Genomic DNA, 11738 nt, shown 5'->3' on the forward strand with positions numbered 1-11738 from the left:
GCATTTATCAAATGACGGATCGCGCCATGAAGATTCTCGTGACCGGCGGTGCCGGCTATATCGGTTCGCATACCACACTTGCGTTGCTGGAAGCAGGTTATGAAGTTGTAGTGCTGGATAATCTTTGCAACAGCAGCGATGCGGCGTTGCATGCCGTAGAGGCCATCTGCGGCAAGAGTGCCTGGATGATTCGCGGCGATGTCTGTGATCGGGCCTTGCTCGACCGGATTTTCCGCGAACACAACATCGAGGCCGTGCTGCATTTCGCCGGTCTCAAGGCTGTCGGCGAAAGCGTGCGCAAGCCGCTGGAGTACTACGAAACCAACGTCAGCGGCAGCATCACGCTGTGTCAGGCAATGGCGGCGGCGGGGGTGTTTCGTCTGGTGTTCAGTTCGTCCGCCACGGTGTACGGCGAACCCGAGCAAATGCCCATTCGCGAAGATTTTCCTACCGGCAATCCGACCAATCCCTACGGCCAGTCCAAGCTGATCGTCGAGAACGTGTTGCGCGATCTGAGCCAGGCCGAGCCGCGCTGGAGCATCGCTTTGCTGCGCTACTTCAACCCGATCGGCGCCCACGACAGCGGGCAGATGGGCGAAGACCCCAACGGTATCCCCAACAATCTGGTGCCTTACATCAGTCAGGTCGCGGTCGGCAGCCTTCAAGAGCTGTCGATTTTCGGTAACGACTACCCGACGATCGATGGCACCGGGGTGCGCGATTACATCCATGTGGTCGACTTGGCGGACGGCCATCTGAAGGCGCTGCAATCGATTGCCGGGCGCACTGGCATTCACACCTGGAACCTCGGCACTGGCGATGGCTACAGCGTGTTGCAGGTGCTACATGCCTTCGAACAGGCCTGCGGGCAACCGGTGCCGTACCGGATGATGCCGCGTCGTTCCGGCGATATTGCCGAGAGTTGGGCCGATGCCTCCAAGGCTGCCAAAGAACTTGGCTGGAAAGCCACGCGCAGTTTGCAGGACATGGTCACCGACACCTGGCGCTGGCAATCCACGCATCCCAATGGTTACTTGGGATGATGGCCATTTAAAGTCCAATGTTATTTTCAGTCAGGTTGTTAGATTCCGTCGGGAAATTACACTGGCAATGCCTTTTGCAAGTCCGTAGATATAAACCTGCCGTTCGACTTTTATCAGTTGGGTAAGACTGTGAAAGAACAACGGATCTTGTTCGCGCTATTTGCGGGCTTGAACGCTACCACCTCTAACACACGCCGGTTTTTTAACAGGCTGAATGTTAGAAAGGAGTTGTTATGAAAAAAGTGATGGCAGTTGCCCTGTTGACGATGTTGAGCAACTGGGCTGCCGCCGCTGAAGCACCGCTTACTGCGGTGACCAATGTAGGTGGCAACGTGGCGGCTTCTCAAGCGCCGGCAGCCAGTACTGCAATGGTCGCCAGTGCAGTCGCGGCGTCTAACAGCGGTGGCAGTGCCAACGGCGGTACCACCGGTACAACGGGTACCACCGGTACAACCGGCACGCATAACTAACAGGAAGTTCTGTTAGTGCAGTACAAGGTCGCCCGACGTGAGTCGGGTGACTTTGTTTTTGGATTCGCCCTTGAATAGCGTAGTGCCATTATGACTCGTAGTGTTTATCTTTTAATGTTGGCAAGTCTCGCTTTGCAAGGTTGCATGTTTTCCCCCGGTCAATACCTGAGCACCCAGGACATCACGCGTCAGGGTGCCAGTGAAAGCAGCCGGGTCGAGCTGATTCCGATCACGCCCAAGCTGATTGCCATGAACCGCGCCACGCAGAAACGTGAGTCGCTGCCGGCAGAGTTGTTGGCGACGCCCGCGGAATACCGCATCGGCAACAACGACGTGCTGTACATCACCGTGTGGGATCACCCGGAACTGACCGCACCGTCCGGCGCGCAACAACAGATCGATGCCAACGGCCGCCTGGTGCGCTCCGATGGCACGCTGTACTACCCGTTTATCAAGGAAGTTCAGGCCACCGGCCGGACTATCCAGCAACTGCGCTCGGACATCGAACAACGGCTGTCGGCGTTCATCGCCGAGCCGCAGGTCGATGTCGCGGTGTTGCGTTTCGCCAGCCAGAAAGTCGTGGTCACCGGTGCCGTCACCAAGGCTGGCCCACAAGCGATTTCCACCAACCCGCTGAGCGTGGTCGAGGCGCTGGGCACTGCCGGCATCGACACCAATAATGCCGACTTGTCCGGGCTGCTGCTCAACCGTAAGGGCCGGGTGTATCCGCTCAATCTGGATTCGCTCAATCAAGCGGATTCCGAGTTGCAGAACGTCTACCTCAAGGGCGGCGATCAGTTGTATCTGCCGTACAACGACAACAAGCGCATCTACGTGATGGGTGAAGTCAATCAGCCACGCGCGTTGAGCTTCAAGACCGCGACGATGAACCTTTCCGACGTGCTCGGTTCGGTCGGCGGCTTGAGCCAGACCACCTCCAACGGCAACGCGGTGTACGTCATTCGCGGCGTGGAAAACCTCGATGTCGAGCCCGCAAAAATCTATCAACTCGAAGCTGAATCGCCGACCGCCATGGCGCTCGCTTCGCACTTCGAAGTGCGTCCTCAGGACGTCGTGTATGTCGGCCCTGCCAACGTGACTCGCTGGAACCGTCTGATCAGCCAACTGGTGCCGTCGGCATCGATTGTCGGCACCGGCGCTTCCGCTGCGAAGAACTGGAGCGAATACAGCAACAACAGCAAATAAGGCCGCCCGTCCGTGAAAATATTGAAAATCGGCGTCTGCCTGATGGCGACCGCGTTGCTGTGCGGCTGTAACCCGCTGATGAGCGCATCGCTGAACAACTTGAAGGCCGCGGTCGTCGGCCCGGATGAAGTCGAGGTGACGCCCGCCGAAGTGGCCGGGGTCAATTACCCGCAACTCAAACTGACCACGCCCTCCGGCTCCGGCGTTTTGGCGCTGGTGCGCGAGCGCGAGGATCTGCAGTTCTGGGTCGCCTCCGGCAAACAGGTGTTATTGCTGCGCGATGGCCTCGCCGTGCGCAGCATTGGCCTTGGCCTCGAAGGCGATCTCGATGGCACACGCCTGGCTGACAACTCGCCGTTCAAACGAGGCCTGCATCAAGTGCCGGATGGTTTCACCACGCGGCGCTGGATCGATCTCTACAAGGGCCAGGAAGTGGGGGTGATCGTCAACAGTCGCTTCACCCGCCGCGCCACTGAAACCCTGACCATTCTGGACAAGGACTACGCCGTGCTGCGTGTCGACGAGCAGATTGATGCGCCGGCCATTGGTCTCAGTGCGACCAACCGTTATTGGGTCGATCCGCGTGACGGTTTCATCGTGCAGAGCGAGCAGCAACTCACTTCGCAACTGCGTGTGAAGCTCGTGCAACTGACCCCTGATCGCAGGCATTTGCCGTGAAGCGCCTGAGGGTTTTTTCCGCTTTTTTGCTGTTGGTCGCAGGTGCGAGTCAGGCCGCCGTCATTGTCAGCGGCGATGTCGCCAACCCGGGCCCGGTCGAGTTGCCGGCGGGTGGGCGTTTGCTCGATGTGATCAGCGTTGCCGTACCGAATGCCGAAGGTTACTGGCTGGCGGGCGGCTTGCTGCGCCAATCGCTGATTGAGCAACAGACGCGGCTGAAGGTCGGCGTGCTGTTCGATCTCGATGTGCTGCGGCGCATGGCGTTGCTCTTCGACAGACCGAGCCGGGCGGCGCTGGCGCAGCGTGTTGCCGATGAGGTTCGACAAATGCCGGTGACCGGGCGGCAAATTGCCGATCTGGATCCGGTGGCGCTGGAAGTCGGCTTCGCCCGCAACATCCGTCTCGACGATGGCGATCGGCTGATCTACCCGACACGCGTCGATGAGGTGGAAGTGCTGGGCGCTGTCGACGCGCCGTGTCACTTGCCGTATCAGCCGTTGCAGGAAGCTCGCGAGTACCTGCAAGGCTGTGCGATTTCCAGCGATGCCGAGGCCGATTATCTGTGGCTGATCCAGCCCAACGGCGCTTCGCAGCGCGTCGGTATTGCGCATTGGAATCGCGAGTCCGGGCACTTTCCCGTGGCCGGCAGCAAGATTCTGGTGCCGCTGAAAAATGATGATCTTGATCCGCCTATCCCTGAGCTGAATCAGCAGTTGGCCGAATTTATTGCCACGCAGCTGGCCGAGGTGGTTCGTTGAAGTTACGTTTTGCAGCTGTGTTGTTATTGCCCTGTGGTCTGGCTCATGCAGAGCCGCGCATTACCCAGAATGACTTCGGCGGCGCCGGTCTGTGGCAGACGCCGACCGCACGCATGGCCCCGGCCGGCGAGTTGAGTGTCAACGCCAACCGTACCGATCCGTACAGCCGCTACAGCGTTTCGTTGCAGCCGCTGGACTGGCTCGAAGGCTCGTTTCGCTACACCGCGATCACCAACCGGCCCTACGGCTCGGAGGCCCTCAGCGGCAGCCAAAGCTATAAGGATAAGGCGGTCGACGCCAAAGTCCGGCTGTGGCAGGAGAGCCACTGGGCGCCGGAAGTGGCGCTGGGCTTCCGAGATATCGGCGGTACCGGTTTGTTCTCCAGTGAGTTTTTCGTCGCCAACAAACGCTTCGACAATTTTGATTTCAGCGCCGGCATCGCCTGGGGTTACATCGGTAATCGCGGCGACTTCGACAACCCGTTGGGCTTCGCCAGTGATCGCTTCAAAACCCGTCCGGAAACCGAAGGCACCGGTGACGTCAACGCGGGTTCGTACTTCCGTGGCCGGCCTTCGCTGTTCGGCGGTGTGAGCTATCAGACGCCGTGGGATCGTCTTAGCCTGAAGCTGGAATACGAAGGCAACGATTATAAAAACGAGCCTAAGGACAACGAGATCAAACAGGACTCGCCGATCAACCTCGGCGCCGTGTTCAAAGTCACGGATTCGATCGACCTCAGCGCGGCGTGGGAGCGCGGTAATACGGCGATGTTTGGCGTGACTTTTCACACCAATTTCGTCAGCCGCAAAGCGCCGGCGAAGACCTACGACCCGACCCCGGAACCGCTGCCGGCGAAGGCACCGACCACGTCGATGGAGCAGGTTGACTGGGCCAACGTCTCGCAGCGTTTGCAGCAGAATGCCGGCTACAAAGTCGAGCGCATTGCCCAGCGCGATTCCGAGCTGATCGTGTACGGCGAGCAGCAGCGATACTTCCATTCGTCCAAGGCAGTCGGGCGTGCGAGCCGGATTCTCGATAACAGCGTCAACGACGACATCGACTGGTTCACCGTGGTCAACAAGCGCTACGACCTGCCGCTGGAAGAAACCAGCGTGCCGCGCCAGACCTTCCGCGAAGTGATCAACAACGAGGAGCCGCTGCAGTCGCTGCACCGCACCACCGAGATCAATCCGGCGATGCCGCACAACGAGAAAACCCTCTACACCGAAGCGCCGCAGCATTTCAGTTACGGCGTCGGTCTGGGCTTCAAACAGAACGTCGGCGGCCCGGATGGTTTGCTCTATCAATTCAGTGCGGATGCCGACGCCGAATATCGCTTCAATCGCAACACTTGGTGGAGCGGTCTGCTCAGCGCCAATCTGGCGAACAACTTCGACAAATTCACCTACGACGCACCGAGCGGATTACCGCGTGTGCGCACGGATTTGCGCCAGTACCTGACCACCTCCGATGTGACCATGCCGCTGTTCCAGGTCAGCCACGCCGAGCAGTTGGATAAAGACCTCTACGGCATGGTGTACGGCGGTTATCTGGAGTCGATGTTTGCCGGTGTGGGCGGGGAGGTGTTGTTCCGCCCGACCGGTGAACGCTGGTCGGTGGGCGCGGATCTGAACTGGGTGCGCCAGCGTGATTTTGATCAGGGTTTGGGTTTGCGTGATTACTCGGTGGTGACCGGGCATATCACTGGGTATACGGATCTGCCGTTTGATACGTTAGCAGCCGTCAGTGTCGGTCGTTATCTGGCGGGGGATTGGGGCGGTACCGTGGATATCTCGCGAGAGTTTTTCAACGGCGTGCGCTTTGGTGCGTGGGCGACGATCACCACGGCCAACAGCGCCGAATACGGTGAAGGTAGCTTCGACAAAGGCCTGTACCTGTCGATCCCGTTCGACGAAATGATGAGCATGTCGACCATGCGCCGCGCCAACCTGGTGTGGGCCCCGTTGACCCGAGACGGTGGCGCCCGACTGAGCCGCAGTTTCCAGCTGCACTCGATGACGGATAGCCGGGAAGGGGACATGTTCTATCGCAACTTCGAGAAAATCACCGAGTAACCCGTGATCTTTGTAGGAGCAGAGCTTGCTCGCGAAGGCGGCGGTACATTCAACATTGATGTTGCCTGACCCACCGCTTTCGCGAGCAAGCCCGCTCCTACAATGATTTGTGGCATTCCCGCTATCCCGTGATCAACACAAATCCCCTGTAGGAGCCGAGCTTGCTCGCGATAGCGTCGGCACATTCAACATTGATGTTGCCTGATCCACCGCTTTCGCGAGCAGGCTCACTCCTACAATGATCTGTGGCATTCCCACTATCCAGTGATCAACACAAACCCCCTGTGGGAGCGGGCTTGCTCGCGAAGGCGTCGGCACATTCAACATCGATGTTGCCTGACCCACCGCTTTCGCGAGCAGGCTCACTCCTACAATGATCTGTGGCATTCCCGCTATCCCGAGACCAACACAAATCCCCTGTGGGAGCGGGCTTGCTCGCGAAGGCGTCGGCACATCCAACATAGATGTTGCCTGACCCACCGCTTTCGCGAGCAAGCCCGCTCCCACAAGGGATATTGGCCGAACCGAAAATCTCGATTCCAACCCAAATCCCAGGCACAAAAAAGGGGACTTTCGTCCCCGTGCATTTGCGCAACCGGCCTCAGTAAATATCCTTCGACAACAGCGTAAACGGTGTCTTCACCAGGATCTTCAGATCCAGCCACAACGACCAGCTGTTGATGTACTGCAGGTCAATCTCGACACGCTTCTGCATTTTGTCGATCGTGTCCGTCTCGCCCCGGCAGCCGCTGATTTGTGCGAGCCCGGTGATCCCCGGTTTAATCCGGTGGCGTGCCATGTACGCGAGGATTTTCCCCGAGTAGAAGTGGTTGTGTGCCACTGCATGTGGACGCGGCCCGACCAGTGCCATATGCCCTTGCAGCACGTTGAACAGCTGCGGCAATTCATCCAGCGAGGTGCGGCGAATAAAGCGTCCAACCGCAGTAATGCGCGAGTCGTTACGGCTGGCCTGTTTCACTTCGCGGTCGTCGTGCACGCTCATCGAGCGGAATTTCCAGACCTTGATCACCTTGCCGTTCCAGCCATGGCGATCCTGTTTGAAAAACACCGGCCCCGGCGAGTTGAGCTTTACCGCCAGAGCGATGATCAGCAGGATCGGGCTCAACGCGATGATCGCCAGCAACGCCACGGTTTTTTCAACCAGACTTTTGCTCAACGCAGCGGTAGGGCGACTGGTCAGCGGGCTCTCGTTCAAGTAGATCGCCGGCAAACCATCCACGACTTTCACCGAGTGATTGAGCAGCGTCAGCGCGTTCAGATCCGGCACCCACACCACATCGACGTTGGCGCCGAGCAAATCGACATACATCGCCTCGATCTGCGCCGCTTCGCACAGCGGCAGCGTGATGTACAAACGGCGGATATCGTGTGCTTCGATCAGCTCCAGCAATTGCTCCTGAGCGCCGACGACGCGCGGTGCATCGGCGTCGAGAGCGGGCAGGGTGCCGTTGCTCACTAGCCCCACCAGCGGCAGGTTTTCCGAGAGGCTGAGCTTCTTCGCCAAGCCCAGAGCCAGTTCGCCAGTGCCAACGATCAGGGTCTTGTGCTCGCTTTTACGCGAACGCTGGTAGTACTTCGAAAACGCATGCAACGGTGCGTACAAAAACGCCTGACCGAGGAAGCCGTAAACCGCCCAACTCAGAATCACCTGGCGCGAAAACAACTCATCGGCCTGGCAGACAAACGCGATGCAGGCCAGCGCTGCCATGGTCATCGACCAACCCATGAACAACCGACCCAACCCGGTCAGGTAGTTGTCGCGTTTGCGATAAACACCGCTAAACGTATAAGCCGGCACCGAAGCCAAAACCGCCAGGGTTGCGCACATCCGGTAATAGAACGCGACGCTTCCAGTGTGCTGTTCAGCCAGTACGAACAACAGCGTTACAACGAAGCCCTGCGCCAGCGCCCATTGGCCCCAAAAGGTCAGTCCCTTGAGGCCCGTGCTTCGATTAATACTAAGAGAAAGATCCATACGATATCCCCAAAAGACGTCCATTCAGGTTTCAACAGTTGAAATCCGAGTTGTTAAACAGGCTTATTGTTTTTGTTGTAGCGAGTGTCCTGAGGTAACAACGCCGATAGGTCGAACTGTCGTCAGTCAATAGACTAAGTTATTGGCGATAAGGGTGTCTGACGAGTTCTAACAAGATGGCACAGTGCCAACTTTTAAATATTTGAAAGCTGATTGTTAGAAAAGGTCGAATAGCAGGGGGTGAATAAAGGATGTCGTATTTGTTACTGTTGGAGGGGTGGAGGCAGGGAGTGTTAATTAAAGGAGGGAGTTGAAACCAAACAGAGTGCTCTTGTTGTTTTTGTAATCGCACTTTTATCTGTTTATCTGTTTATCTGTTTATCTGTTTATCTGTTTATCTGTTTATCTGTTTATCTGGTCTGGGCGGTCGGCTGTGTTTAGGCGACGACTTCCTGGATGAGGCAATAGCCACGGTTTCTGACGGCACGGAACAGTCGTTCACCGTTACTGGCCATTTTGAACTTGTCTTGCAGGCGGCTCAGGCACATCTCCAGTCCGCGATATTGCTCCGGCTCTCGGCCAATGCTCAGAATCAACTCGTCTCGACTGACAACCCGTTCTTCATGGCTGAGCATTTTTTTGACCAGTGCTGTTTCAAGTCCGGTGAGACTGATCTCGACATCGTCTTTGACCAGTGCGCCTTGATCGTTGTCCAGATGCCAGGTTTCGTTGCCAGGCGTATCGTCAGCATTGGCGGGAATTATCTCGCCGGTTACCGATGGATTGCTCTGAAAGGGATTAGCGATTTGCGCGGCTCGCCATTCGGATTCGAGGGTGGCGATGATTTTCTGGGTGTCATATTCAATCGTGCGTGCGACGTTCTTTCGACTAACGCTTGGGTATGTGAACTCCATCACGGTCGGGGCGGAAGAGGGCGAAGCTGAACCTTCAATAAACATTTGTGCCTGAGACGTGCCAAATGAATTGAAGCGTTCACTGGACAAAATGCTTTCCAGTTCACGTTGCGACGTTGTGCTATTAGTCACGACAACAAAATATTTTCTTGGGAGGGTTGTACTAGTTTCCATGTCTCTCTCCTGAATACACACCAAAATTGGCTAAAAAGGGTCAATCGGCAGGCGAGCAATGACTTCCTCGGAAGTAATCGATAGGCAGGGTCTGGGCCCAATGATGGCCCTCGATAAGTTCCACTCGATCTGCTGCTATGTTATGGAGTTATTGTTATGGTTAGTGTTGTCGCGCTCATTCAGTCGCTTGATTTCTAATAGGCGTGCAGTACAGATAAAACGATAGCGTTGCATGGGACGATCCTTCGTACGTATGCAAAAGGGATGGCTGCCCTTGAGTCAGGCAGTCGATATCAGACCCCGCAGCAGGCGATAGCCATGGCCGCGGATGCTCTGAATCGCGTTGGTACCATACATGTCCTTGATTTTTCCACGCAAGCGGCTGATCGATTTCTCCAGCGCTCGAGGGTCGTAGAAATTGGGGTTGAGGCCCATGATGTTGGCAATTTCATCATGGCTCAGAATGTGGTTATGAGTTTGCGCAAAGGCTTCGAGGATCTTCATTTCGGCAAACGAGATATCAAGTTTCTGGCGGGAGCCCATCAGGCAAATGCGCGTCGGGTCGAGTGTCAGATTGATATCGCGTTGCCACTCTTCACTGTTGAAGAACTCGGCAAGCAACTCGGCGCTGTCCTCAGAGAGGGTATTGAGTTTGATACAAAAGTCAGCGCCGGCCAGAAAATACTTGATCTTGTTGAAGGCGCCGCGCCCAGTGATCACTGCGCAAATGATCGGTTTCAAGTTGTCGCTGCGAACGCTTTGCACCAGCGCCAAATTGTCTTCGAGGGCCTGAGGGCTGTCGATGACCAGGAAAATGGCGCGATAGCCAGAATAATCATTCTGCTGAAATGAACAAGTGTACGAATCGACCTCTAGTGCCATATCGCTACGCACATGCCTGGCCACCAGCGTTCTAAAATGTTCGGCCACGCCACGGGTACGACCCAAAGTGAGAACACCGGGGTCTTCGTTTTGCGGGCGCGGACTTCTAGTCGCTAAGTTCCCAGAGAGCATCATGCATTGACTCGAATTAAGTGCTGACATCGGGATGTTAAAGCACCGGTTCTCATCTGTGACTGACAATTGGTAACATTCACGCGCTTTTTAGACGTGGCTCCCGAGTTTTCTAACAATAATTAAGCTTTTCAAGCTTTTAGTTGATTTTGTCGAGTAGGTGAACTAGCGCTTAGATGGTGGCGATATGCAATGGTGCCACTATTTTGAATCGCTGGCCATCGCTTTGTTAATGTCCAATTGCCATTGTTTGGCCATCTGCGTGAATGTGAGATTCATCACGCTTTATTGGCTGGACTAACTTTTTGCCATTCAGCCCCTAAATATTTTCTGCGTAGTTCGTCGTCCGACGATTACTAACATGGCTTGAGTGTGGCATTTCATTAGACCTATTCTTTCGGGATCAAAAGATCGCAGCCTTCGGCAGCTCCTACAGAGGAATGCATTTCAATTGTAGGAGCTGGCGAAGGCTGCGATCTTTTGATCTTTCATTTTGGCCAATTGTTTAATTGCAGATACTCAACCCCTGAGTGTTATTACCCGGTCGCTCACCCGAGCGCTCTGACGGAGGATTAATGGATTTCTGGACTTTTTTCCAGGTGTTGATATTGGGTGCGGTAGAAGGCCTGACCGAGTTCTTGCCCATCTCCAGTACCGGTCACCAGATCATCGTCGCCGACTTGCTGGACTTTGGTGGCGAACGCGCTATGGCGTTCAACATTATTATTCAACTGGGTGCCATTCTTGCCGTGGTTTGGGAGTTTCGGCCAAAGATCTTCGAAATCATCAAAGGCCTGCCCACTGAGCGCAATGCACAACGCTTCACCGTCAACTTACTGATCGCCTTTCTACCCGCCGTTGTACTCGGCGTGCTGTTCGCCGACACCATCCATCATTACCTGTTTAACCCGATTACCGTCGCCGTGGCGCTGGTGGTGGGTGGCGTGGTGATGCTGTGGGCCGAACAACGCAGTCATGTGATCAGCGTCGAGCACGTCGACGACATGCGCTGGTCTGACGCGCTCAAGGTCGGTTTCGTACAGTGTCTGGCGATGATTCCCGGCACCTCGCGTTCCGGCTCGACCATCATCGGCGGCTTGCTCTTCGGCCTGTCACGCAAAGCCGCTACCGAGTTCTCGTTCTTCCTCGCCATGCCAACCATGGTCGGCGCCGCCGTGTATTCCGGCTACAAATACCGCGACTTGTTTCAGCCCAACGACCTGCCGGTGTTCGCGCTCGGCTTCGTCACCGCGTTCATCTTCGCGATGATCGCCGTGCGCGGTTTGCTCAAGTTTATTGCCAACCACAGCTATGCCGCGTTCGCGTGGTATCGGATCGCGTTTGGTTTACTGATTCTGGCGACGTGGGCGTTTGGTTGGGTCAACTGGACAGCGGCAGCGGCGGGGTGAA

10 protein-coding genes are annotated in these 11738 nt (G+C 56.3%); 7 read left to right on the plus strand and 3 right to left on the minus strand.

What is annotated here, in order from left to right:
* Positions 1 to 26 precede the first annotated feature (26 nt).
* The 6 genes from galE (at position 27) to ACZZ0D_RS06130 (ending at position 6230) form a co-directional block, all read left to right on the plus strand.
* Entirely contained in the window at positions 27 to 1043 is a 1017-nt protein-coding gene (gene galE / locus ACZZ0D_RS06105) for a UDP-glucose 4-epimerase GalE (protein WP_053122014.1), read from the plus strand.
* Positions 1044 to 1276: 233 nt separating this feature from the next.
* The gene (locus ACZZ0D_RS06110; RefSeq protein WP_007910552.1) at positions 1277 to 1513 is read left to right on the plus strand and encodes a hypothetical protein; all 237 of its coding nucleotides are present in this window, start codon (positions 1277 to 1279) and stop codon (positions 1511 to 1513) included.
* Positions 1514 to 1603: 90 nt separating this feature from the next.
* Positions 1604 to 2719, plus strand: a complete 1116-nt coding sequence (locus ACZZ0D_RS06115; RefSeq protein WP_178124222.1) for a polysaccharide biosynthesis/export family protein — start codon at positions 1604 to 1606, stop codon at positions 2717 to 2719.
* Positions 2720 to 2731: 12 nt separating this feature from the next.
* The gene (locus tag ACZZ0D_RS06120; RefSeq protein ID WP_463552685.1) at positions 2732 to 3397 is read left to right on the plus strand and encodes a YjbF family lipoprotein; all 666 of its coding nucleotides are present in this window, start codon (positions 2732 to 2734) and stop codon (positions 3395 to 3397) included.
* Entirely contained in the window at positions 3394 to 4155 is a 762-nt protein-coding gene (locus ACZZ0D_RS06125; RefSeq protein WP_463552686.1) for a capsule biosynthesis GfcC family protein, read from the plus strand. The genes ACZZ0D_RS06120 and ACZZ0D_RS06125 overlap by 4 nt, the downstream gene beginning before the upstream one ends.
* Positions 4152 to 6230 (plus strand): YjbH domain-containing protein, encoded by a 2079-nt coding sequence (locus ACZZ0D_RS06130; RefSeq protein WP_053122006.1) that lies wholly within the window; start codon positions 4152 to 4154, stop codon positions 6228 to 6230. The genes ACZZ0D_RS06125 and ACZZ0D_RS06130 overlap by 4 nt, the downstream gene beginning before the upstream one ends.
* A 601-nt stretch (positions 6231 to 6831) precedes the next feature.
* Here ACZZ0D_RS06130 and ACZZ0D_RS06135 read toward each other — a convergent pair.
* The 3 genes from ACZZ0D_RS06135 to ACZZ0D_RS06145 all read right to left on the minus strand — a co-directional run bounded on the left by ACZZ0D_RS06135 (position 6832) and on the right by ACZZ0D_RS06145 (position 10331).
* Entirely contained in the window at positions 6832 to 8226 is a 1395-nt protein-coding gene (locus tag ACZZ0D_RS06135; protein WP_212551146.1) for an undecaprenyl-phosphate glucose phosphotransferase, read from the minus strand.
* 437 nt (positions 8227 to 8663) lie between these two features.
* Positions 8664 to 9314: a winged helix-turn-helix domain-containing protein gene (locus ACZZ0D_RS06140; protein ID WP_463552687.1), complete on the minus strand. Its 651-nt coding sequence runs from the start codon at positions 9312 to 9314 to the stop codon at positions 8664 to 8666.
* A gap of 279 nt (positions 9315 to 9593) precedes the next feature.
* The gene (locus ACZZ0D_RS06145; protein ID WP_463552688.1) at positions 9594 to 10331 is read right to left on the minus strand and encodes a winged helix-turn-helix domain-containing protein; all 738 of its coding nucleotides are present in this window, start codon (positions 10329 to 10331) and stop codon (positions 9594 to 9596) included.
* A 572-nt stretch (positions 10332 to 10903) separates the two neighbouring features.
* Here ACZZ0D_RS06145 and ACZZ0D_RS06150 point away from each other — a divergent pair.
* On the plus strand, positions 10904 to 11737 hold the full coding sequence (locus tag ACZZ0D_RS06150; RefSeq protein WP_053121998.1) for an undecaprenyl-diphosphate phosphatase: 834 nt from the start codon (positions 10904 to 10906) through the stop codon (positions 11735 to 11737).
* The last annotated feature ends 1 nt before the right edge of the window (position 11738 follow it).

Source organism: Pseudomonas sp. AC193 (assembly GCF_979258075.1).